Raw genomic sequence first — 22,305 nt, forward strand, 5'->3', positions numbered from 1 at the left:
TCCTCAGTTGTAGAAGCGGCGGGCGCTGGACCCGACGCGGGTGATGTCGGTGCCGTAGATGTGCAGGCTGATGGCTGTCTCGTCGCCGACGTTGCGGATGCGGTGGATGTCGCCGGGCGGCGCGAAGCCGCTGACCTCGCCGGGAGGGTTGTCCCGCGTGCGAATGGGGTTGAGCGCTTCGTCGTACAGTTCCTCGTGCTCGACGCCCGACAGCACGCCCACGACGCACCAGGTGATGTGGTCGTGGATCCGCGTGGTCTGTCCGGGACGCCAGACCAGACCGAGGATCGAGAACGTGCCGGCGGGCTCGGCGTGCAGCAGGTGGTCCGCGACCCGGTCGGGCTGACCGAGACGCTGGTCGGGCGTCAGGATCTCGGGGCCGGGCAAGTGCGCGCGGAGCTGGTCGGCAACCAGTTCCGCGGTGTCCGTCCAGCCGGTTCGCACGTCGATCGCCTGCCGCACCGCCACGACGAGATCGGTGAGCGTAGTCAGTGAGCGGGTCATGGTGGGGTCCTCCTCGTGTCCCGTTCAGCCTCTCGTCGACGGACGCATTCGTCCAATGACAGTACTTGGGAGAACACATGCGTACTCTTTATGCATGCTGGACATCCTGCGGTTACGGGTCCTCGCGGCGATCGCCGCGCACGGCTCGGTCACCAAGGCCGCCAAGCACCTGAACTACTCCCAGCCCGCCGTCAGCCATCATCTGGCCAGGCTGGAGGCCGCGACCGGCGCCAAGCTCGTCCAGCGGGTCGGCCGGGGCATCCGGCTCACCCCGGAGGGCGAGCACCTGGCCCGCCGCGCCACCGAGATCGTCGGCCGCGTCGACACCGCGGCTGCGGAACTGTCCGCGATGGTGGGCCTGCGCACCGGCCGCGTCCGGGTCGCCGGCTTCCAGTCGGCGCTCGCGGCACTGGTGCCGCACGCCGCGGGCACCCTGCGCCGCGAGCACCCCGGCCTCGAACTGCACCTGATCGAGGCCCACCCGCGCGTGGCACTCGATCTGCTGCGGGCGGGGCAGGTCGACGTCGCGGTCGTCTTCCGCTACGACGACACGACCCCGGACGGCATCCGCGCCACGCACCTGTTCGACGACCCGATGTACCTGCTCAGCCTCGAACCCGGCCAGACACTGGCGGGCAACCGCGACTCCGCCTGGATCGCGGGCTGCGAGAACTGCCGCCGCGAGTTCCTCGAGGCCTGCGGCAAGGCGGGCTTCGTCCCGCCCATCGCATACACCAGCGACGACATCATCGTCCAGCAGGCACTGGTCGCCGCGGGCATGGGCGTGACCACCATGCCGGGGCTGGCACTGCGCACCCACCGCGCGCCCGGAATCGAGGCCAGCGTCCTACGCGACTTCCGGCGGCACGTCTACCTGGCCACCTATGGCGACCCGCCGGATCCGCCCGCGACCACGGCCTTCATCACCGCACTGCACCACGCCGTCCAGGAGACCCGACCCGGCGAGCCGACCCCACCCACGTAGGGGCCCGCACTCGACGAGCACCAAGGAGGCGACAGAAGATCCAGCGAATCCACAAAGTCTCAAGTGGATTGTCAGGCCAAGGGCTGCGAAGACCGAGATCAAGCCGGCTTTGGCGCAGCACGCCAAGACAAGCGCAAAGTCACTCACTCACATCGGCATGCGAGGAGACGACGGGCGGGCAGCAAGCAATTCGCTGGTCGCCGAGGGGTGTCGATGTCTACGGTGTCGTCGGCGATCGAGTACTGGGGGAGGGGCAGGGTGCGGCTGGCGGGAAGGGAGTGGCGGACACTGGTCAGCGCCGTGCGGTTGGGCGGCGACAGCTACCGGGTGATCCGTCCCGCACGTCCGATCACCCACGCGTCGCTGCACGAGGGTCGACTCGGCGCGCAACTGTCCGTGGACAAGGCCGCGACCGTGGATCTCGCGTTCGCCTGGTGGTTGGCCGCGCGTTCACCTCGCAGCCTCGTCTACCTGCCGCTGCGGTCGAGCGGGTCTTCCTGCGGGGAGGAGTACGGCGGCCGGAAGCTCGATCTCGTGCTGTTGCACCACAGCCTCCGGTTTCCGGTGTCTCGGTGGAAGCGGGTCCGTGCCCACCTGTCCCCGTCGGCGACCCACAAGGTGACGCTTCCCCCCAGGGCGTTCCGCACGGTCGGCCGCGAGGAACACAGGAGGTGCTTTCACCGCGGGTTTCAGGACCACCTCCGCTGGACCATCGCCGCCGACACCCTGTTCCTCGTCGGCAGCCGTCACGCCTACGAACTCCAGGGTGACGGCGTGCGGGCACTTGCCGAGGACTGCCCGGCCCACCTCGCCGAGTCACCCGACACGCACTGCTGCGCGGAGATCGAGATGGGACGCTGCAAGGCACCTTTCCCCGACGCCCGCGATCCGTACTCGCAGTTGCACGTCGAATGCTGCAACCTCCACTGGTGAGCTGCCCGAAGCCGCAGCCGTAATCCGCTTGCTGAGCATTTGCGTCAGCGCGCTCATCGGCATGACCGTGCATTCGGCGAGCCCGTCCCCTGACTGTCAGTCGGGGGCACCGGGCGAGGAAGGGCATCTCCGTGACTCCACGATCTTTTCGGTCACCTCAGCGGAATGGCCGGACTGCCGGACCAGGCTCGAACAGCGGATCGCTCGAAGCCTGGAACGACGTCGGCAATCTGCTGCGGCAGAGCGGCACGAACCGTTCGACATCCCACGCGACAATGATGTCGCCGTCGTCCAGCTCCGCGACGAAGCAGCGCAGCCGCCCAGCCGCAGAACCGAAGAGCAGTGCCTCCAGCCGCTGGGGCAGGTCGGCAGGCGGCTGCGCCGCGTTCTCGTACGCAGCGTGCTCAGCCGCCAACAGGGCGATACGCGGGAGATCGGCGGGGCGTGCATGCCGCACCCGCGGCACCCCGACGGCCGTCATCGAACCTCGCCTTCCAGTACATCGCCGCGCCACATGGCCAGCCGCTCTTCGAGCGCGCCGTCTCCGCCCAGCACATGCCGACTGAACGCGTCCCGCTCGTGGGCCAGTACCGCCGCCTCCCAGACGCAGGGGGCAAGACCCGATCGGCCGGGCCGCAGTTGGCTGATGTCACCGGCTGGCCCGGTGAAGATGGCGAGGTCGGACATGTACCCCTCGATCCACGTGTGCACCAGAACGTAGTCACCGTCGCCACCGGCGTGCACCAGCAGCACGGCAAGCCCGAGTGAGCCCCGCAGGTATGCCGACGACAGGTGATCGGCCGCGATCCGCAGCGCGGCACGTGCATCCTGATCCGTCACGATCCGACCGGGAGCCTCGATCGCGTAAGACTTCACCACGTGCCCGGCAGACTCAGAGCTGCTCAGGGGGCGCACGGTTCGGGCGTGGTAGCCATCGGCCAGTGCACGCAACGCGTCCGGATTGCCAGGCACCGGAGACTGCCCGAACCGCGCTTCATCAAGATCCGTCATACGGCCATAATGCATGCTCTCCCACAGCACGCACGCGGCAATCACGGCAGCCGCCCGAAGGTGATCGACGAGGACGACGTGCTGTTCGCCCGCGCACTGCGCGAGAAGGGCGTCCCGATGCCCGACACTGTGAAGAAGCTGACCATCAAGACCGGCAAGAACGTCGGCCGGCACCTTCGGCCGCGTCGCTCTACCGGACCCCGGCCCCACGAACGACGCGACGCGCACCGAGCGCACCAGCGCCAGGATGGCGTGCCCGGCGAGTTCCACATCCGTCGTGGTCACGCGGGGTGGCAGCGACTCCACGATGGACAGCCATCGCAAGAGTTCCTCGACGGTGGGCGTGATCCGTGCCGGATCCTCGCGGATCATGGCCGGCTGGTCCGGATGGCGGAGCAGGGCCAGGGTGCGCAGGGCGAGCATGTTGGAGGTCCGTCTCGTGCCCGGCCGGCAGCAGCAGGCTGGCGATGCCGGTGCCACCGGCCTGCGGCGGTGTCCATTGCCAGGGCACCACTCGCTGACCCGCGCGGAACAGACCGCCCGCGAGCACCGAACCAAGGCCGCACGCACGGATGAGATCGAGGCCGCGAACAAGACCGACGCGGAGAAGGCCGTCGAGCGGGCGACCGCCGCTCAAGCCCAACTCGTCAACGCCGTGGGCAAGGACCAGGCCGAGCTGATCCGGCAGCTCCGCTGCTCCGGATACCTACGCTGATGAGCGCGTTAGGCAATAGATGCGGAACCGGTGCATACGACTGCCTTTGGGAGTCGCGTCCATGCGGGTTTCTGGTTTCTCATGTCTTCCCACCGCTGAGGTAGCGGGAAGCGCTGCGACAGCGGATGTGCGCTTTGGCCGATTCCTCACGCGTTGATGGTCCCACGCGCACGTCACCTGTTCGCATCGCCCGAAAGGGGGTAGCGGTCCGACCGGAGGTGGTGCGTGAAGTTCAGCAGCAGCCGCTACAAGCAACCTCACCGACGACGAGTTGGACCTGTTGCTCCCACCCCCGGCCGCGCCGCGCGGAGCGTTCTCGGTCTGGACGGTCTGACCGGGAGCGGAAGCGCCGGGGGTCGGGGGGCGTGCCCCCGGCGCTGCCAGGTCTATCGGCGCACACGATCTCCGCGAAACACATTCATGTCCTGTTCACCCGTTCGCAGTAGAATGAGGTGCGCCGTCCAGCTCCCCACCACTTCCTGATCCTCACCCCCGAGAAGGTCACTGACGAGTACGACAACCCGCTCCGACCTGGGACTACGGCCCCGACGCCGTCCGCCGCACCGCATGGGGGCACCTGCAACCCGCATCGAGTGGCGCGACCTGGCCGAGCCGGCAGTTCGCGTGCTACGCGGCCGGCTTGCTGCCCGCCCCGAACCGGTGCTGTCCGGCATCAAGGTGTCCACGTAGGTGGGGCGACGGCCCGGACGGTGGTTCGCTGTCGCTGCCGTGGCTGCTGGTCGCCGAGGACGGCCACACCTGGCAGTGGCCGGCACTTCAGCGCGTGGTGATCGGGCTGACCTCCCTCAACCTGGAGTTGGAAACGCTCATCGACAATCGCTCCGGGTGGTCGGCGACAACCGCGGCCGGTTCAGCCGCCGGGCTTCACGTCCACGATGGCCTGCGCGGTCAGCGACGTGTCGGGCACCTGCCCGGTGACGGTGAACGTGCCGGGCTGTGCGTAGCTCGACGGGGCGACCGCGGCCGCGCGTCGGTTGTCCAGGGTGGACGCGCTCCGCAAGGCCGGTGGGCACGCCCTGACCTGTGCCGCTCGAAAAGTCGTCGTCGCTGGTAGACCGGCGGCACCAGCGGGTTGAGAGCATGTCCGGGTGATCGTGTCCCTGCTGTACGAGGTGACCCGGAGGTTGCTGTCCGTCCCGTCGGTGCTGCTGCGCAGCGAGGCGGCGAAGGACGCCGAACTGCTCGTACTGCGGCACGAGAACGCGATCCTTCGTCGGCAGGTCACGGGCCCGGTCCGCTACGAGCCCTCGGACCGGTTCCGGTTCGCCGCGCTGTCCGGGCCGGTGGACCGCCTCCACCGGAGGGTGGAGTTGGGAGCGCAGGGGTGGCGGGACGCACTGGACGGCGTGGGGGAGTGGGACGCGGCGGTGTCCACGACGGCGCTGCACTGGGTCGAGTCCTCGAGGTTGGTCGACCTGTACGCCGAACTGGCCGAGTTGATCCGCCCCGGAGGGGTGCTCGTCAACGGCGACCACCTCTACGACGACCAATCTCGGGGTGCGCGTGTTGACCGCCCACGTGCGGGAGGAGCGGGCGCGGCGGTCGGGTGTCACCGGCAACGAGGAGTGGTCGGCGTGGTGGGAGGCCGTGCGTGCCGATCCGATGTTGAGCGGGTCGTTCCGGTCCGAGCTCACGTCCGGCAGCGTCGGGCACGGCAACGGGCTCGCCCGCAGCGGCACGCCGCGATGTTGCGGGACGCGGGGTTCCGCGAGGTCGGGGTCGTCTGGCAGAGCGGTGACGACGTCGTGCAGGTCGCCGTGCGCTGAACGGCGTGCCGCCACGGTGCTCAGGTGAGCTTCTCCCGGGATCCGGGGAACGGGTCGGCGAACCGCAGTTCGGCCGCCAGCGCCAACTCCTCGTCGGTGAGCAGCGCTTCCCGCAGCGCGGAGGTGATCACCTCGGGTGACGAGCGGTGCGAGACCACCACCAACTCCTGGGCGCGGTCGCCGATGTCGAGGTCCCAGATCGCGGCGGCCGCGGCCCGCCACAGTTCGTCCACTTCGGACCAGTCGTCGACGGCGGCCAGCCACGGACCCGCTTCACCGATCCGCAGGGATCGGCCCGCCGCCTCCAGCCACATGACGGTGTCGTGGCGGCTGGCCAACCAGACCCGGCCCCGGACGCGGACGACGCCTTGGCAGAGGGCAGTGAGCGCGCGGTGCAGGCGGGCGGGGTGGAAGGCGCGTCGGGCGGTGAAGTGCACGAGATGCACGCCGTGGGCGGACTCCGACGGAGGTTGGCCGTGGAGCACGAGGCCGAAGGTGTCGTCGACCTCGCCGCGCCGGGCGTCGGCAGGGATGACTGCCAGCAGCGCCGCGACGTCCAGATGCGCCAGCTCCTGTCGTGCCGCGGTCGGGTTGAGCCGGTCGAGGACCGCGCTCACCCGCTCGTCGGGCGGTCCCGTCAGGACGAGGGCGTCGGCGAACTCGGTCTGGCCCACGACCAGTTGCGCCGCGGTGCGGTCGTCGCCAGGGGCGGCGCCCAGCCCCCGCTCGGCCAGGAGGTCGCCGCCGGTGGCGTCGGTCAGCCATGTGGCCCGGTCCACGACCGTGATGACGGCCTCGACGCGGATCGGCTCGTCCATCAGCGCGAAGCACACCGCCTCGGGCTCCAGCGCCGGGTCCAGGTGCACCACCACCGGTCCGTCCAGCTGTCGCAGCAGCGGCAGCAGGTCCAGCCGCATCGTGCACGACACGCAGCCGTGCTCCAGACGCAGCTCGGTCAGCATCCCGTCGACCCACCGTCGCACCACGCCCTCGGCCAGCCCGCTCAGGTCGTGGCGGACCAGTACCGAGCCCGGCAGCGCCCGCCACACCTCCTCTGCCACGACGTGCTCGCCCAACCCGGCCACGAGGATGACGGAGGTCTCCATGGCTTGCACTGTAAACGACAATCATTTTCAGTTCAAGGCCGGTTCGGCGAGTGCTAGGCCGTTCGAGTGGGCAGTGGAGGCGTGGCATACATGCGCATGACCTAATATGTTGTGACCGGGCCACGCGATGCCGCTCGGCGACCTACACTGACGGCAACCTGTGCCGCTCGGAAGTCATCGCTTCAGGTCGTGCGCCGTGGACGAGGTTTCGGCACCCGCGAGGGCTTCCGGTCGGCGATCCGGTTGATCGGGATCGGGGTGCCGCCCAGGATCGCATAAGCCAGGCGGGCTGCCCGACCGCCATCTCGTCGAGGCCGGCGACACCCTGCGATTGGAGTGCGCGAGACGTTTCCGAACTATCAGGTCGCGGTCCGGGTGTCGACCTTGCGTGCTTGGTCGGCGGGCCGTGATGCTGTGCGCGTGTCGAGATCGCCTGGGGATCGTCGACCGCCGCACACTGCGATCTTCACGACAGGCGTTGCGATCGGTTTGGTCGGCAACTTGGCTACCGGCACGGTCCGCGTGGACGCCTGGTGGTGGTCGTGGGCGACGTGGGCAGCGGTTGTGTTGTTGGTGGTGCTCGCCTGGTGGTTTCAGCGGGCGACGCGGCGGCCGGATCTGGCCGCCGTGGTGGTGCTCGCGGACATCGTGACGCGGCAGTGGCGGTATGAGGCGAAGGTCCGCGCACTGGACGACCCGGACCCGATCGCCACTCGCTGGCGACCTGTCACGCGGCCCGAGCTGTCCGACGACACCGATGGCTCGGTGTCCGGTTCCAGTGCCCGGCCTGAGGAACTGGCCGCCGGGTTCCGGGCGTTGCGCCGCAAGCGGCTCGTCGTGCTCGGTGACGCGGGCTCCGGGAAGACGACCCTGGCTGTGCTGCTGGTGCGCGAACTGGTCGAGACCCGCGCCGACCGCGATCCCGTGCCGGTGCTGTTACCGGTGGGTAGCTGGGATCTTGCCGCCCATCCCACCCTCGCTGGCTGGCTGACCGACCGCCTCGCCGCCGACTACCCGGAACTCGGCGGAGCGGTGGCCGACCTGCTCGCCGACGGCCGCGTGTTACCCGTCCTCGACGGCTTGGACGAGGTGCCCGCCGACTCACGCGCCGACGTCGTCCACGCCATCAACGCCTCGCTCGCCCGTTCCGACCAGCTCATCCTCACCTGCCGCACGGCCGAGTACGCCGCCGCAGGCCTCATCGCGGACGCCGTGGCGATCGAACCGGAGCCGCTGACGCGTGCCACGGCTGTCGAGTACCTCTCGTCCGCCCTGACCCGGGCCGACCGCGAATCCGCATCGTGGCGAACGCTGCTGGCCACCGTGCGGACCGCCGACCCGTTGGCCGAGGTCTGTGCCACGCCGTTGGGGTTGTGGCTGGTTCGGGTCGGCTACGCGCACGCCGACCCGCGACCGTTGCTCGATCGGGCGGCGTTGCCCGATGCCGCCGCGCTGCGCCGCCACCTGCTTGCTCGCGTGGTGCCCGAAGTCGTCGCGCCGCGCGAGCGTGCGGTGCCGACACCCTTCCGGCCGCGAGGCCGGTATCGTCCTGACGACGTGCTGCGCTGGCTGCGTCGCCTCGCCCGACACCTCGACCACGACGGCGAACCCGGCCGCGACCTGGAGTGGTGGCGGCTCGGCAGCGACTTGCCGCCCTTGTCGTTCGGGGTGTACGCGCTGTCGGCCGCGTTGTTCGGCACGGTGTTCTGGGGAGTGGCGGAGGCGCTGGACGGGACGCGGTCCCTCGCCGGGCTCCTCGGTGTGCTGTTCGGCGCGGGTCTGGTGTTGCAGTTCGACGGCGGCAGGCCGGCCGGCAGCCACTGGACGCCACGCAAGGCCCTCACCGGAGCGGTGCAGACCGTCCAACTCCTGAGCTTCCAGGTGTTGTGGATCGCGTTCTTCGGCTTGGCGATCGGCCTGATCACGGGTGTGCCGAGCGCGCTGTGGTCGCTGTTCACCACTGGATCGCTGGGAATCGATTGGAGCGTTACCGAAGTGCTCGGCGTGGCACTGCTCTTGGTGGCGGGACTCGCGATCATTTACGCGTTCGCCAATGACCTGGACATCTTCACCGACGCGAAGACCGGCCGCACACCCCAGGACGACTGGCGCCTGAGCCGCAAGCTCAGCAGACGACAGGCAGCGTCCGGCGCCGTGGCGGGCGCGCTGTTGATCGGCGTGGCTGTCGCAGAGGGCGACACGGGCCTCCACGACGTGCTCCTGCTCGGGGGCATGGGCGCCGCCGCGGCAGGCCTCGTCCTGCGTGCTGTCGGCGACGGTGCCAAGCCGTGGTCGGCGTACCTCGCCGTCACGGTGCGGTTGGGGCTGCGCCGGAAGCTGCCGTTGCGGCCCATGCGGTTCCTGGACGACATGCACCGCCTCGGCCTACTGCGCGCCGTCGGGCCGGTCTACCAGTTCCGACACGCCGAACTACAAGACCACCTGACCACGAGTCCTGACTCGGATGAAGGGCGATGACGCGCTCCGATGGTTCGGGCGACCGGCATCGGTGCGGACCGCAGTGCGACGGTGCTGCGCACCGCGTTACGGTGCCTGTACCGCTCGAAAAGTCATCGTCGCTGGTAGAGCGGCGCAGACACCGCTTGAGAGCATGCCTGGGTGATCGTGTCCCTGCTGTACAAGGTGACCCGGAGGTTGCTGTCCGTCCCGTCGGTGCTGCTGCGCAACGAGGCGGCGAAGGACGCCGAGCTCCTCGTGCTGCGGCACGAGAACGCGGTACTTCGTCGGCAACTCGCGGGTCCCGTGCGCTACGAGCCCGCGGACCGGTTCTGGTTCGCTGCCCTCTCCGGACTGGTGGATCGTCGGCGTTGGCGGGAGGTCTTCCCGGTCACTCCGGGCACCCTGCTCGCCTGGCACCGCAGACTCGTCGCCAGAAAGTGGGACTACACCGCGCATCGACGTACCGGACGTCCACCGACCCGAGCGGCGATCAAGTCGCTCGTGCTGCGGCTCGCCAGGGAGAACCCGCGATGGGGTCATCGACGGATCCAGGGTGAACCGGCTCGACTCGGCCACCACATCGCCCGCTCGACGGTCTGGCGGATCCTGCACGACGCGGGCATCGACCCAGTGCTACGCCGTCACGGCCCGACCTGGCGGGAATTCCTTACCGCCCAGGCCCAGGGCATCATCGCGGCGGACTTCCTCCACATCGACACCGTGCTCGGCAAACGCGTCTACGCGTTGGCGTTCCTCGAACACGGCACCAGGCGCCTGCACATCACCGGCGTCACCGCCCACCCGACACAGGCATGGACAGCGCAGCAGTCCGGAAACCTCACCGCCGACCTCGGCATCCGCCTGGAGTCTTTGCGCTTCCTGCTCCGCGACCGTGACGGCAAGTACGGCCAGACCTTCGACACCGTCTTCGAGGCCGACGACCTACGCGTCATCACCAGCGCGCCGCAGGCGCCCCGGATGAACGCCCACTGCGAACGGGTCATCGGCACCATCCGACGCGAACTCCTCGACCACGTCCTGGTTCCGGGAGAAGCCCACGCACGTCAGATCCTCAAGACCTACGAGAACCACTACAACCGACACCGACCCCACCAAGCCCGCGACCAACTACCACCCGAGGCTCAGCACCACCCCGCTGCGGTACACGAGCTCGACACCCACAGACCGCTGCGCACCCGCATCCTGGGCGGACTCATCAACGAGTACAGACATGCCGCTTGACCAGCAGCGATGACTTTTCGAGCGGCACAGGTGGGTGGCGGGATCATCCGCTCACGGCAGGTTCGGCCCTCAGCGGCGTCGGAAGCGCCCCAGGAAGCTCAGCACCTTGATCAGGACGATGATGATCAGGACGACGACGACCACCCACACCAAGATGTCGCCCAGGTCGGTGTCTTCGTCCGGGTTCGGTTGGAGCTGGCGGGGGCCGAACGCCTCCTGCATGTACTCCCTGGTGGCGTATCGGGTGGTGCCGTTGAGGGTGACCACGACCTCGTCCACTTCTTCCGGGTAGGTGTGCCAGACGAGGCGGGCGATGTCGGCGCCCTCGTCGGTGACCGAGGGCTTGTTGGCCATGATGTCCACCGTGTCGAAGCCGTTGGTGTTGACGATGTGGCCGACCCCGACCTCGGTGTAGCCCGCATCCTCGATGCGGGATTCGAGTTTCTCCATTTCGGCGATCGAGACGCACCCCGCAGCTGCGAGGACGCAGAGCAGGACACCGAGTAATCGTGGTGATCGCCTACGGGCTGGATGTCTCACGTGGCTCCTTGAATGTCCGTCGAAGCACGGCGATAAGCGGTCACGTCGCACCTGCGACACCATCGGTGCGCTGTTCGAGAGGCCGACGAAGATCCAGGCCGGCGACGGTGACGGACACCCAGGCCAGGGCGGTGTACGCCTCGGGAAAGTCGGCGGGTCGGTGAGTCCGAACCCGCGCAACCCCGCGCCGCAGCCGGCTGGCAGGCCGAACACCGCGGCGGCGATCGTCGACAGGATCAGGGCGGGTCGGCTCAGGCGGGACAACTCGGTGGCGGGGGTGGGTGGTGTCTGAATCATGGGACACCTCGCGGTAGATACTCCGTTTCGGAGTATGTCTATACTCCGGAACGGAGTACCTGACAAGACCGGGGAGGCGGATTTGGCCGGTCGGACCAAGAAGCTCACCACCGTGTCCTACGGCATCCTGGGTCTGCTCGGACTGCGCCCGCACACGCCCTACGAACTGGCGCAGCAGTTCAGGCGCAGCGGCACGTTCTGGGCCTCGGCCGAGAGCGTGGTCTACAACGAACCGAAGGCGCTGGTGGCGCACGGTCTGGCCTCGGCGGCCGCCGAGGCCGACGGCGGGCGGCGCCGCACCCGTTATTCGATCACCCCGGCCGGGCGTCGGGAGCTGCGCCGCTGGCTGTCCGACCCCGCCGTCGAACCGCAGTTCCAGTTCGACGCGATGATGAAGGTCCTGTTCTCCGACCTCGGTGACAAGGAGGACCTGCTCGGCGCGATCGAGGCGATGCGCGCCTGGGCCGAGCGAACCCAGGCCGGCGCGGCCACGATCACGCACGACTACACGACCGGCGACGAGCCCTACCCCGACCGGGCGCACATCGTCGGCCTGACGCAGGCATACCGGGTCGGACTGGCGCAGATGACCCGGCAGTGGGCGGACTGGGCCGAACAGCAGGTCCGGAACTGGCCTGACACCCACAACGGCCCCGCCCCCGCCGACCTGCTGACCCGACTGGGCGCCGGCCGGACACCCTGGTAGCGCGCGGCGACCGGCGAACCTCCCCGCACCGTGCGCGTGACCCGCACGGCCGACTCTCGCGCGCCTTGCCCGAACACAACCACCCGGTAGTGCCTCTGATTGGCTCAGGGGCCTTACCCCAAGGCCGACCTTTTCGGTTCGGGGTGACGATGGCCCTTGATGGCGGGTGTATGCCGGTGACATGCGATATTCCGATGGTGGCGGTCTGACCGCGAAGCAGCGGGCACAGCGGGAGCGGGTGCGGTTGGAGGCCGCCGAGTTGTTCGCCCAGGGTGAGAGACCGTCGCAGGTGGCGCGGCGGCTACGGGTGTCCCGCAAGTCCGCCTACGCCTGGTACGCCCGCTGGCAGGGCGGCGGCGTGGAGGCCTTGTGGTCGAAGGGGCCGTCCGGGCGGCGGTCGCGGATGCGGCCGCAGTGGCGGGCGTGGCCGGCGACGGAGCTGGACAAGGGACCGGCCGCGCACGGTTGGACCGAGGACCAGGGGGGACCCTGGCCCGGGTGGGCACCGTGATCGCCCGGGGTTTCCATGTCCGGTTCGACCTGGCGCATCCTGCGGCAGATGGGCTTCACGGTGCAGGTCGGGGTGCGGCGGGCCGCCGAACGCAACGAGCGGGATGTGACCACGTGGGTGCGAAAGACCTGGCCACGGGTGGGAAAACGGTAAGGGACCGGGATGCGTGGCAGTGCTTCGTCGACGAGTCCGGGCAGTTGCCGCGCCCGCCGAGGGCACGCACCTGGTCCCGCCGCGGCCACCCGCCCGTGTGGTTGTGGCGCGTGGCGATCATGGCGGCCGATCCTGGTGAGCAGTCGATTGAGATCGTGGGCGCAGGATCGTCGCCGTTGGCCAGAGGTCTTCCCGGTCACTCCGGGCACCCTGCTCGCCTGGCACCGCAAACTCGTGGCCCGCAAGTGGGACTACTCCGCGCGGCGACCTACCGGACGCCCACCGACACGAGCGGCGATCAAGACGCTCGTGCTGCGGCTCGCCGGAGAGAACCCGCGATGGGGGCACCGACGGATCCAGGGTGAACCGGCTCGGCCACCGCATCGCCCACTTGACGGTCTGGCGGATTCTGCACGAAGCGGGCATCGACCCGGCGCCGCACCGGCCCGACCTGGCGGGAGTTCCTCACCGCCCAGGCCGAGAGCATCATCGCTGCGGACTTCTTCCACCTGGACACCGTGCTCGGCAAACGCCTCTACGCACTGGCCTTCCTCGAACACGGCACCAAGCGCCTGCACATCACCGGCGTCACCGCCTGCTGCACGCCAATGACCGACTTGCCCACAGGACGAAGCCCCTCCGCGCAGCGAAGGGGCTTCGTCGTGCTCGGTGTACAGGTGCCGCTAGCTCAGGACCCGGAAGGTCGCGTCAACCCGTTCGGTGGCCGCTACCGGTCCGGGAGGTTGTACGACTGGAGCCGGTTGATCCCCGCCGTCGGTGGTGCCTAGCCGCAGTTGGGGCGGTACACCATCCGATTGGAGCAGCTCGCGAGGTTCCAGTTCCTCGCGAGGAACGACCCGGCCGGCGGGTTCGGGTGGAAGTAGTCGTTGACGTTGCAGTCCCAGTAATAGTCCAGGTTCCCGTTCGGAGACGGGCACACGTTCGAGCGGTAGTTCCCCGAGTTGGGACCGCCGTCCTTGTAGCACATGACATCGGCGTCGTCGTTGCAGTGACCGGCGCCCGAGGTGTTGGGCGCGTTCGGGAGCACAGCGCCCATCGAGTGCCCCTGCTCGTGCAGCATGTAGGTGAAGGGGCACCGCCCGTAGACCACCGCGATGCCGGGCGCATTGTTGACGGCGTTCTCCACGCCGGGCCGCGTGTCGCCGCTGCCGTAGGCGACGCCACCGCCGCAACCACCGTCTCCCCAGTACACGACGTTGTCCTGACCGGTGATCCGCTGGCCCTGGCGCGCAACCTCCTGGTCGATGGCGCCGATGTCGCTGTTGTTGTGGCTGCTGCGCAGGACTCGGACGGCGGGCTGGCCCGCGGAGTCGCACGCGACGCGCAGCGACAGGTCCCCGCTGTACTGCGCGGCGCGGTTCGACACCATGTCGTTGGACTGGATGAAGTGCTGCCTGATCAGCGGGACCATCGCCGCCGACGCGTCGGGTGCGCCGGCGGGGATCATGTAGACGAGCTGGATCCGGTACGAGTCCGGAGCGCAGTAATGAGAACGCGCGGCCAGGGACGTGATCGCCGGCGAGGTCACCGTGTCCCGAGCGCCCTTGTCTTTGGGGAGCGGGGCGTCGAAGTGAGTCACCTGGTCGCCGTACGCGGTGCGTACCTTGAACTGGCCGTTGCCGATCGCGCACACACGGTCGCCCAGTCCAGGCTTGGGTGCGAACTCATCGGCACGTTGGCAACGCTCTGCAGCCGGCGTCGACTGCTCATGCGAGTGCGGAGCCGTGCCGTCGGCGTGGGCGTGGTCATCGAGGGCATGGCCGGGGTCGGCGACGACGGCAGCGACTGGAACCGGGGTGCTGGCGGCAGCCGCACCGGGCAATGCCAGGACAGAAGCGATGGTCGCGCCAGACCCGATCATCGCGAGAAGCTTCTTTATAGGCACTCAGACCTCCAAGAGATCAGGCAGGGTTGCGTGTAGGCCGAGCCGGATAGCGACGGCCGGATAGGCGGCGGCCGGACAGTGCGCGGGTGGAGTGGCTCCCGGTGTGCGACTGCGCACGTCGGAGACCTCGCGGTCACAAGAAGTACGGCGTGGTCACAGGAAGGACGAGCGGCGCTGCCCCGGTCACGGATTCGGTCGCGAGCTCTGACGATGATCTTGTGCTGGGCGAGCAGGTCCGGTCTCGGGCGCGAACCGCGTCGTGCCGATGTAGAAGGACTACGGGTGCTCCCACTGCGACAAGACGTTGTTCGGGTCGAAGTTGTACGGCGAGGGAGCGGACGCGAAATCGGTCCCCGACCGCTCTCCCCACGGGAGTGGGAAAGTTGGCGGATTCACGGGTGCGGCCCTGGACTCAGTGCACTTCTCCGGTCTGCTGCCACCGGGCCGGGATGTAGACCGATTGCGCCACCGCGGTCGCGGTCGGTTGTGCCAGCACGGCTGCAGGCACATCCACGAACAGCGCCGCGAGCACCGCACCGGTGCTCCGCGATCGCTTGCCTCGCGTGTCGGACGTCATTGTTCGACAACACCTCTCGTCGACTCGTACGGAGTGGCGCGAGATGATGGCGGATCCCACGCCGAAGTCAGGTATCCGCCGAGCATGGACGACGAAAACACTTTCGGCAAGAGGTCGACGAGGCTGTCGAACGAAGCCTTTGCGTTCGACTGGCCGCATCGACGCCCGTTTGATCCAGCCAGGCGGGCGACGCCACCGAATTGGTCGACACGACACGGAAGAATATACGGGCTGATCTGCGCATCGGTTGAGCATCGCCGGGGCGCGACGCCGGTCGAAAAGGATCACCCGGTAGGTCGTCGAATGTCGATTCGACGACGACTTCGCTCTTGGCCTGCTGCCGGCCATGGCCCTCGCCGCCACCCTCGACCTGGACTCACCCCGTTCGACCGCGACGGTGGTGGGCTGGCTGGTGTTGGCCGTCGTCGGCGTCGTATGGGGAGGCAACTGCTTCGTCGGGCGTATCTACCGCGTCAAACCGTGGGTCAGCCCGGCGGTGAGGAACGCGATCAGTAGTTTCTCGCACCATCGCGTGAATCGGCGGTCCGGTCTGCTGACAGGTGCCACCGGACTTCGTTGAACGTGGCCGCCTGCTGCACCGCCAACAACGTGAGCATGCTGGTGTACCCGAACAGGATCGTGTCGTCGTCCAGGTCGGGCAACGCCTCTCGCAGAGCGTCGAGGTAGCGACCCTCGACCGGGTCCACCTGGTCGACGAACAACTGCCGGATCCGCGGACTCGGGTCGAACAACACCCGGCCGATGAACTTCGTCACCGCCGGCCCTCGATCGCCGTGGTGGTCGATCAGCTCCAGGCCGGGTTCGACGAACGCCCGGACCAGCCGCTCGACCAAAGGCCCGGCGTCGATGGGCTGCACCAGGGTGTCCTCGGTGCGCGGATCGGCCTCGGCAAGTCGTCGACGAGCCAGCTGGTCGACGAGCCAGCTGGTCGACGTGCCGGCGGTCGTGCAGCGGAAGATCCTTTCTGCATCACCAGCGGAGCCGCCAAGTGATCCCGGACCGAAGGGCTCGGTCTCCGCACAATCGCGGACGCGTCGAGGAATCCCTTGCGCCACAGGGACTATCGCGCACAGCATTTGGGCGTAGCGCGGTAACGGCGCGGTGCTGGGCTTCGATCTCCGGCGTGGAACCGGGGCCGACCGAGGCTCCGCGAGATGGGACGGGCGCTCGATGTTTTCCAGTGATCCGGCACGGTGCAGATCCGGTACGGTGGCGGCACGGTTGTTCGCGGTCGTCGTGTTCGCCGCGGCACTGGTGGTCGCGCCCGTCGCGTGGCGTGGGTCGGTGGCGGTCGCGGCGACCGCGTTCACCGACGTCCCGACGACAGCGACGGTCGGCACGCCCTACACGTTCTCCGGCACCGTCACCGACGAGAGCCCTGTCGCCGAGGTCGAAGTGTCCACCGACGGCGGCGTGGCGTGGCGGGCGGCCACGTGGCAGGTCGGACAAGCGGCGTGGAGCCACACGTTCACGCCGTCGGGTTCGGGGACCGCGCAGTTGCGGGTCCGCGCGCTCAACGCGGCGGAGGACGTGGTCGGCGAGGCTTCCGCGGAGACGTCGGTCGCGGCACGGGTCTGCCCGTGCGGGCGATGACTTTTCGAGCGGCACAGGCTACCGCGGGACCAACCGCACTGTGCGACGGCTGCTGCAAAGCTGGCGCAGCAATGCAACCCCACCCAGCGCCACGCCGGTATCGACGCCCAAACCGCGCCAGGTCACCGGATGGATCATCCGCCCCGCCGCGAAACGGACCGAGCAGGAACATGCCGACCTCGCCCGGATCCTCGAGCGCTGCACGACCCTGCGCGCCGTCGATCAGTTGGTCAGCGACTTCGCCGGCATGCTCCGCCACCGCCAAGGCCAGCACCTGGACACCTGGATCGCCACCGCCAAGGCCAGTGACATCTCCCAGATCCAGGGATTCGCAGCCGGCCTGCTCAAGGACTATGACGCCGTACGCAACGGACTCACCCTCACCTGGAGCAGCGGCGCTGTCGAGGGAGCCGTCTGTAAACTCAAGTCGATCAAGAGACAAATGTTCGGCCGCGCCAACTTCGACCTTCTCCGGCGCCGCGTTCTACTGAGCGAATGACCGGTTCCCCAGTGGGATCACGGACTTTGCGCCAGAGCCAGCTTCGCATTTCCGCCGTCAGACCAGTCATCTCACCAAGCGCCGACGGTGGTACGGACCTGGTCGTGTGCCGGCGACCGGGGTCAGCGTGACTGCTGCCGGTAGGTGTGCGGGCTCACGCCGAACCAACGCCGCACCGCACGGTGGAAGGCGCTGTAGTCGCTGAAGCCGAGCAGGAACGCCACGTCACTGAGCGCATGACCGGGCTCGGCCAGGTATCGAGCGGCTGACCGGCGGCGGATGTCGTCGAGCAACGCCTGGAACGAGGTGCCTTCGTCCTTCAACCGGCGGTACAAGGTCTGGCGGCTCATTCCGAGGGCGCGCGCGGTCCGATCGACACCGGCGGGGCCGTGCGGGAGCTGGTGCAGGATGCTCTCCTGGACCCGTCGACGGTACGGCCCGGCGGCGTCGGCCCGCTCCAGCAGCGCGTTGGCGTGCTCGGTCAAGACACGGCCGACGTACGGCTGCGCTCGTGGCGAGGGCAGGTCCAGTACGGTCGACGGAAACGTCACGCTGTCCTCCGTCTGGCCGAAGCGCGCGGCATCGCCGAAGACGACCCGGTATTCGGCGACGTACGCCGGCGGTGGGTGGCGGAACCGCGCGATCACCGGGTCGAATACGCCGCCGGCCAGCTGTCGGAGCGTCATGACCGTCTCGGCCAACGCCATCTCGACGCCCTGGACGGTCGCCAGGTCGGGGTCGGTCCTGCCGTAGACCAGTTCCGCGGTGGGATCCCGTCGCCGCAGCGTGAGACTGATCCCCGTCCCGAGCAGGTTGGCGTACCGGACAACCTGGTGGATGCCGTCGCCGACGGTGCGGCTGTGCGCGGCCAGGTGCCCGACGATCCCGACGTCGCCGCCATCTCCCCGGCACTGCGCGGCCAGGTGCAGCGCGATCGCGGGGTCGTCGGTGAGCTGCGGCGACTCCCGCTCCAACCGGGCCAGGTGGCGGAGCGGTAGCTGCTCGTCCGGGTCGGTCAGCCGGTCGAGGCCGAACCCGAGCGTGCGCTCGATCGCCGCCGGGTCGGCGCCGGCGCCGGACAGCAATGCGACCATGTTGCCGACCAGCGCCGCGCAGATCGTCGCAGGGTGTGTCACCGTCGCCGTCCAGTCCTGGTACCAGATGCCAGAATGCTGTAACCGGAGCACATGCTACTGACCGCGGCAGGCTCCTAGTTTCGGAACATGAGATCGAGAAGGCCCCTCACCGGCCTCGTCCTTGGCCTGCTGATCATGGTGCCCGGCGGCATAGTCACCGAACAGGTATTCGCCCGGGTCCACTACCCGGGTGCCGGGTTCGGTGGTGTGCCGCTCAGCTTCGACCTCCAGCACAAGTACGACGCCCTCGATACGCTGGAGCGCAACGGGACCCTCGACCAGTTCGTCCTCGTCCAAGCCCTTGACGTCACCATCATCGTCGGCACACTGCTGGTTTTCACCGCGGTGACACTGCTCGCCGCCCGCCGCCAGAACGCCGGAGCCTGGGTACGCCGGCTGGGCCGGCTCACCACTGCCGCCTTTGTCCTGGCGCCCACGATGGACGCGAGCGAGAACGTCTCCATGCTCGCGCTGATCGCCTTCCGCGACCGGCATCCGGACTGGCTCAACTTCCTGCAATCGTCCTGCACGCTCGGGAAGACGGTGTTCTTCATCGCGGGCTGGTGTGGCCTCGCCGTCCTCCTCGCCACCTGGGCGATCGATGCGATAAGCGGCGGTAGGACCTCAAAGCGCAACGCTACAAATCGATCGTGAAGACTGGGTTGACCGATGTCTTGTCGGAAACGATGGCGGCGCGGAGGCGAGCAGGCTTTGGCCTCGACAGGGCCGGGCGGCTCCCCGATGCCGACTGGACGAGTCGCGGTTACGACGACTGGCCGACGCGCGGGACATAGGCCCTGCGGTGCACGGCTTCGGCGCCGACCAGCGGTGGACCTGAGGTTCCCCCGACAGCTCGGAGGCTTTCCAGACATGGTCCGATAGGGCCTGAAGGGAGTCGTCCGTGGCACCACCGAAGAAGTACCCCGACGAGTTGAGGGCCCGTGCTGTCCGGCTGTACCGGGAGTCGGACCGAGGTTTCGACGCAGTGGTGGTCGGTGACTACGAGCGGGCATTCGGCACCGTCGCCGAGTTCAAGGAGCTGGTCTTGTTGTTCGGGGACCGCGGGGTTCAGGTGTGGATGCCGGAGGCCGGTGGTCTCGTGTCGGTCGACAGCCCGGACTTTCCGGCGCTGTTGACCGTGTTGCAGTCAATTGTCCACTCGCCCGCCGCGGAAGAGGGCGGAGCGGGCAGGCGTCGACCGGGCGGACAGGGTGAACACCGCGTTCAGCCTTGACTCTTGCCCGGGTCGTCCGTGGCCGTGTCGAGCGCCGGTCGCAGTTGCTCTACAAGCAGGTGCAGTGTCATGGTCGGAATCGCTGGCGACCACGACAGCACAGCGAGGGCGAACCGTGCGCGGCAGGTGTGCCCGCCGCGAGTCGGGCGGCGTGGAAGATCCGCGTGGGCCTTCGGCGGCGGGTGTCCGGTTGCGGACAGGTCGCCGGCGGGTTGGTTGTGCTCTGCCAAGCTGGGGCGATGACCATGGCGATGGTCGCCGCTTGTGCGGTGGCGGTGGCGGTGCTCGCGTTCCGCGCTGTGTTCGTGGTGCCGCACGGCAAGGCGGTGGTGGTCGAGCGGCTCGGCCGGTTCCGGAAGGTGGCCCAGGCAGGGGTAAATGTCCGCGTTCCTCTGATCGACCGGGAGCGAGCCCGTGTCGACCTGCGTGAGCATGTGATCACCACACCCCTGACCGACGCGGTGGCCTCGGGCAATCTCATGTCTTGGGTGACCATGCGGGTCGCCGTCCAGGTCGTCGACGTGGAGGCCGTCGTGTACGCGAACGCCAGCTGGGTCTCCGCCGTCGAGTTGTCCGCCCGCGTGGAGTTCAACAACCACATCGGTACGGTGCCGTGGCCGGAGGCGATGCGTACTCGCCGGGGGATCGACGAGGCGATTCACGCGTTTCTGCGAACGCGGGCCGGCCAGTGGGGCATCGCGGTCAAGTCCGTCGAACTGACCGTCGACTCGCGCATCTTCGGGGCGGTCGTGCTGTAGGTGCGGGCTGGGCGTCGAGGTCGTGGTCACCGTCATGGACCTTGTCAGCGCACCGCCGGTCAACGGCCTGGGCTGGGCCGTGGAGTACTTCGAGCTGCTGCGGGAGATGCTGGGACGAGCTGACCGGCAAGCCCGACGTGGTCAGGTCCCACGCTGCGACGTGGAACGACATGGCCACCGAACTGCACGCGATGACCACCGAACTCAGCTCGCGGCTGGACGGCGACCTGCCCGACTGGCGCGGACCTCGTGGCGGGGGTGATCGTGTGGGCGGTCGAGAGGATCTTCGTGGTGACCATTCCGATGATCGCGTCGCAGGAGGTGCACTGTGGTACAACCCCAACCCACCGGAGAGCTGACCCCGTTCACCCGCTCGTTGCTCGGCGCCACCGTGACCGGGCTCTGGCAGTTGGCCGCGGTGTCGGACGACGGCACGATCCCCCTGCCGGGCGAGCTCGCCCTTGAGACCGACACGGGGTTCGTCACGCTCTCCTGTACCCAGGAAGGGCTGTCGTGCCGGGAACCGGTGCGACGGGACGAGATCCGCTGGGACACCGAGCCCGACCTGGCGATGGACAACCTCGGGGACGCCGAGGAATGGCTCGGCCTGGTCCCGCTCGAGGACCGGGCGAACGTGCCCGAGCTGCCGCTGTTCGTGGCGGCGGTGACCGGCTGGTTCGGTGTCGGCTCCTACCGCGACGCGTTCGCCCTCATCCTGACCGGCCGCGGCCGGTCGCTCGTCGTCATGACCACGAGCGATTTCGACCTGCGGTGCGCCACCCGCCAGGAGGCCAGCCAACGCGCGGAACAGGTGGCCGTCAACATGAACCTGCGCCTGATCGAGCGGGAGCAGCGCCTCTGACGGCCCGGCGCGCCCTGTGGCGCTGCCAGTGCTCAGCACGCGTCCTTCGATGGCTTGGAGGGCTTGATCCTTCCCGATAGCCCGGGGCCGGGTTGTTGGACGCGTGGATGCGGCGCGGGCCGGTGATCGTTCCGGGCCAGGTGGCTATCCTGCCAGCACGCTCGCGTAGCCGTGCCAGGTGGCCAGCGTGTTGGCGTGTTCCTCGCCGAAGACACGGCGATGGACCTCCAACGCCGCACGGAACTCCGTCTCGGCTTCGGCGAACCGATCCAGTGAGTAGAGGGCCCAGGCGAGTCCGTCCCGGCTGGCCAGCGTGCACTCGTGGTCCGGTACCAGTTCCCGCTGCGCGATCTCCAACGTCTGCCGGTATACCTGCTCGGCGGCGCGCCAGTCACCTCGCTCACCCAGCCGGCCGGCCAGCGCGTATCGGGTGCGCAGTGTGACGGGGTGATGGTCGCCGAGCACGTGTCGTTGGACGTCGAGCACTTCCGACAACTCCGCCTCGGTCTGATCCCGCTGCCCCGGCAGCGTGGGCGTGCCGCGGACGACGGCGAGGTCCGTCCTGGTCACGAGCGTGTCCGGGTGGTGCTCGCCCAGGGTCCGCCGCTGGGTGTCGAGGATCGCGTCGAGGTCGACCGCCGCCTGGTCGAGATCATGGACGTGACGGCGGAAGAGGGTCGCCCCGCGAGCGGCGGTGATCGCCTGTTCGACCAGGTCCGGCGGGACGTGGTCGAGGTACGCCCGGTACAGCTCCAGCGCCGCCTCGGCG

Annotated in this window: 28 protein-coding genes; 17 read left to right on the forward strand and 11 right to left on the reverse strand. The window is 68.8% G+C overall.

Annotation, left to right across the window (positions count from 1 at the left end; translation table 11 throughout):
• Positions 1-3 precede the first annotated feature (3 nt).
• Positions 4-504, reverse strand: coding sequence for a cysteine dioxygenase family protein (locus tag ALI22I_RS08010; RefSeq protein WP_077004847.1), 501 nt, complete (start codon positions 502-504; stop codon positions 4-6).
• A gap of 94 nt (positions 505-598) precedes the next feature.
• Here ALI22I_RS08010 and ALI22I_RS08015 point away from each other — a divergent pair, with 94 nt between their 5' ends.
• Both ALI22I_RS08015 and ALI22I_RS08020 read left to right on the forward strand, forming a co-directional pair.
• Complete coding sequence (locus ALI22I_RS08015; protein ID WP_077004848.1) at positions 599-1,489, forward strand: LysR family transcriptional regulator; 891 nt, start codon at positions 599-601, stop codon at positions 1,487-1,489.
• Between the two features lie 213 nt (positions 1,490-1,702).
• On the forward strand, positions 1,703-2,422 hold the full coding sequence (locus ALI22I_RS08020; RefSeq protein WP_238598199.1) for a hypothetical protein: 720 nt from the start codon (positions 1,703-1,705) through the stop codon (positions 2,420-2,422).
• Between the two features lie 157 nt (positions 2,423-2,579).
• On the opposite strand, the gene ALI22I_RS50550 is transcribed toward ALI22I_RS08020, so the two are convergent.
• Entirely contained in the window at positions 2,580-2,903 is a 324-nt protein-coding gene (locus tag ALI22I_RS50550; protein ID WP_077004849.1) for a hypothetical protein, read from the reverse strand.
• Entirely contained in the window at positions 2,900-3,856 is a 957-nt protein-coding gene (locus ALI22I_RS55470; RefSeq protein ID WP_443216904.1) for a hypothetical protein, read from the reverse strand. The genes ALI22I_RS50550 and ALI22I_RS55470 overlap by 4 nt, the downstream gene beginning before the upstream one ends.
• Between ALI22I_RS55470 and ALI22I_RS48900 the strand changes: the two genes are divergently transcribed.
• Both ALI22I_RS48900 and ALI22I_RS54540 read left to right on the forward strand, forming a co-directional pair.
• Positions 3,855-4,148: a hypothetical protein gene (locus ALI22I_RS48900; protein WP_443216905.1), complete on the forward strand. Its 294-nt coding sequence runs from the start codon at positions 3,855-3,857 to the stop codon at positions 4,146-4,148. The genes ALI22I_RS55470 and ALI22I_RS48900 overlap by 2 nt on opposite strands.
• Positions 4,149-4,715: 567 nt before the next feature.
• Positions 4,716-4,838: a hypothetical protein gene (locus ALI22I_RS54540; RefSeq protein ID WP_274522765.1), complete on the forward strand. Its 123-nt coding sequence runs from the start codon at positions 4,716-4,718 to the stop codon at positions 4,836-4,838.
• A 181-nt stretch (positions 4,839-5,019) separates the two neighbouring features.
• On the opposite strand, the gene ALI22I_RS50555 is transcribed toward ALI22I_RS54540, so the two are convergent.
• On the reverse strand, positions 5,020-5,169 hold the full coding sequence (locus tag ALI22I_RS50555; protein ID WP_179118144.1) for a hypothetical protein: 150 nt from the start codon (positions 5,167-5,169) through the stop codon (positions 5,020-5,022).
• Between the two features lie 88 nt (positions 5,170-5,257).
• Between ALI22I_RS50555 and ALI22I_RS53260 the strand changes: the two genes are divergently transcribed.
• Positions 5,258-5,935: a hypothetical protein gene (locus ALI22I_RS53260; RefSeq protein WP_238598200.1), complete on the forward strand. Its 678-nt coding sequence runs from the start codon at positions 5,258-5,260 to the stop codon at positions 5,933-5,935.
• 20 nt (positions 5,936-5,955) lie between these two features.
• Here ALI22I_RS53260 and ALI22I_RS08050 read toward each other — a convergent pair whose 3' ends face one another.
• On the reverse strand, positions 5,956-7,041 hold the full coding sequence (locus ALI22I_RS08050; RefSeq protein WP_077004850.1) for a GTP-binding protein: 1,086 nt from the start codon (positions 7,039-7,041) through the stop codon (positions 5,956-5,958).
• 501 nt (positions 7,042-7,542) lie between these two features.
• Here ALI22I_RS08050 and ALI22I_RS08055 point away from each other — a divergent pair.
• Entirely contained in the window at positions 7,543-9,519 is a 1,977-nt protein-coding gene (locus ALI22I_RS08055) for an NACHT domain-containing protein (protein ID WP_179118145.1), read from the forward strand.
• A 141-nt stretch (positions 9,520-9,660) separates the two neighbouring features.
• A complete protein-coding gene (locus ALI22I_RS08060; RefSeq protein ID WP_077004852.1) occupies positions 9,661-10,743 on the forward strand; it encodes an integrase core domain-containing protein in 1,083 nt (360 codons plus the stop codon).
• Between the two features lie 69 nt (positions 10,744-10,812).
• Here ALI22I_RS08060 and ALI22I_RS08065 read toward each other — a convergent pair whose 3' ends face one another.
• Positions 10,813-11,193 carry a hypothetical protein gene (locus ALI22I_RS08065; RefSeq protein ID WP_077004853.1) on the reverse strand — a complete coding sequence of 127 codons (381 nt, stop codon included), beginning with the start codon at positions 11,191-11,193 and terminating at the stop codon, positions 10,813-10,815.
• Positions 11,194-11,662: 469 nt separating this feature from the next.
• Here ALI22I_RS08065 and ALI22I_RS08070 point away from each other — a divergent pair, with 469 nt between their 5' ends.
• From ALI22I_RS08070 to ALI22I_RS53265, 4 genes are all read left to right on the forward strand, one after another.
• Positions 11,663-12,286, forward strand: a complete 624-nt coding sequence (locus tag ALI22I_RS08070; protein ID WP_077004854.1) for a PadR family transcriptional regulator — start codon at positions 11,663-11,665, stop codon at positions 12,284-12,286.
• A gap of 181 nt (positions 12,287-12,467) precedes the next feature.
• Positions 12,468-12,797: a helix-turn-helix domain-containing protein gene (locus ALI22I_RS47520; protein WP_083751540.1), complete on the forward strand. Its 330-nt coding sequence runs from the start codon at positions 12,468-12,470 to the stop codon at positions 12,795-12,797.
• A gap of 15 nt (positions 12,798-12,812) precedes the next feature.
• On the forward strand, positions 12,813-12,950 hold the full coding sequence (locus ALI22I_RS55475; protein ID WP_083751541.1) for a winged helix-turn-helix domain-containing protein: 138 nt from the start codon (positions 12,813-12,815) through the stop codon (positions 12,948-12,950).
• A gap of 518 nt (positions 12,951-13,468) precedes the next feature.
• Entirely contained in the window at positions 13,469-13,738 is a 270-nt protein-coding gene (locus ALI22I_RS53265) for a hypothetical protein (RefSeq protein ID WP_238598201.1), read from the forward strand.
• On the opposite strand, the gene ALI22I_RS08090 is transcribed toward ALI22I_RS53265, so the two are convergent.
• The 3 genes from ALI22I_RS08090 to ALI22I_RS08095 form a co-directional block, all read right to left on the reverse strand.
• Positions 13,735-14,550, reverse strand: coding sequence for a hypothetical protein (locus ALI22I_RS08090; RefSeq protein ID WP_143532053.1), 816 nt, complete (start codon positions 14,548-14,550; stop codon positions 13,735-13,737). The genes ALI22I_RS53265 and ALI22I_RS08090 overlap by 4 nt on opposite strands.
• 718 nt (positions 14,551-15,268) lie before the next feature.
• Positions 15,269-15,433 (reverse strand): hypothetical protein, encoded by a 165-nt coding sequence (locus ALI22I_RS50560; protein ID WP_179118146.1) that lies wholly within the window; start codon positions 15,431-15,433, stop codon positions 15,269-15,271.
• Between the two features lie 509 nt (positions 15,434-15,942).
• Positions 15,943-16,311, reverse strand: a complete 369-nt coding sequence (locus ALI22I_RS08095; RefSeq protein ID WP_077004856.1) for a hypothetical protein — start codon at positions 16,309-16,311, stop codon at positions 15,943-15,945.
• 352 nt (positions 16,312-16,663) lie between these two features.
• Between ALI22I_RS08095 and ALI22I_RS08100 the strand changes: the two genes are divergently transcribed.
• Together ALI22I_RS08100 and ALI22I_RS08105 are read left to right on the forward strand one after the other, a co-directional pair.
• Positions 16,664-17,047, forward strand: coding sequence for an Ig-like domain-containing protein (locus ALI22I_RS08100; RefSeq protein WP_179118147.1), 384 nt, complete (start codon positions 16,664-16,666; stop codon positions 17,045-17,047).
• A 40-nt stretch (positions 17,048-17,087) separates the two neighbouring features.
• Positions 17,088-17,546 carry a transposase gene (locus ALI22I_RS08105; protein ID WP_077004857.1) on the forward strand — a complete coding sequence of 153 codons (459 nt, stop codon included), beginning with the start codon at positions 17,088-17,090 and terminating at the stop codon, positions 17,544-17,546.
• Positions 17,547-17,668: 122 nt separating this feature from the next.
• On the opposite strand, the gene ALI22I_RS08110 is transcribed toward ALI22I_RS08105, so the two are convergent.
• Positions 17,669-18,682 (reverse strand): AraC family transcriptional regulator, encoded by a 1,014-nt coding sequence (locus tag ALI22I_RS08110; protein WP_077004858.1) that lies wholly within the window; start codon positions 18,680-18,682, stop codon positions 17,669-17,671.
• A gap of 87 nt (positions 18,683-18,769) precedes the next feature.
• On the opposite strand from ALI22I_RS08110, the gene ALI22I_RS08115 reads away from it, so the two are divergent.
• The 4 genes from ALI22I_RS08115 to ALI22I_RS08135 all read left to right on the forward strand — a co-directional run bounded on the left by ALI22I_RS08115 (position 18,770) and on the right by ALI22I_RS08135 (position 21,536).
• Complete coding sequence (locus tag ALI22I_RS08115; protein WP_077004859.1) at positions 18,770-19,336, forward strand: hypothetical protein; 567 nt, start codon at positions 18,770-18,772, stop codon at positions 19,334-19,336.
• A gap of 247 nt (positions 19,337-19,583) precedes the next feature.
• A complete protein-coding gene (locus tag ALI22I_RS08125) occupies positions 19,584-19,916 on the forward strand; it encodes a hypothetical protein (protein WP_143532054.1) in 333 nt (110 codons plus the stop codon).
• Positions 19,917-20,155: 239 nt separating this feature from the next.
• On the forward strand, positions 20,156-20,674 hold the full coding sequence (locus tag ALI22I_RS08130; protein WP_077004861.1) for an SPFH domain-containing protein: 519 nt from the start codon (positions 20,156-20,158) through the stop codon (positions 20,672-20,674).
• Between the two features lie 328 nt (positions 20,675-21,002).
• Complete coding sequence (locus ALI22I_RS08135) at positions 21,003-21,536, forward strand: hypothetical protein (RefSeq protein ID WP_077004862.1); 534 nt, start codon at positions 21,003-21,005, stop codon at positions 21,534-21,536.
• 144 nt (positions 21,537-21,680) lie between these two features.
• On the opposite strand, the gene ALI22I_RS08140 is transcribed toward ALI22I_RS08135, so the two are convergent.
• Positions 21,681-22,106: a tetratricopeptide repeat protein gene (locus ALI22I_RS08140; protein ID WP_077004863.1), complete on the reverse strand. Its 426-nt coding sequence runs from the start codon at positions 22,104-22,106 to the stop codon at positions 21,681-21,683.
• Between the last annotated feature and the right edge of the window lie 199 nt (positions 22,107-22,305).

Source organism: Saccharothrix sp. ALI-22-I (assembly GCF_001984175.1).
Lineage (GTDB): Bacteria > Actinomycetota > Actinomycetes > Mycobacteriales > Pseudonocardiaceae > Actinosynnema.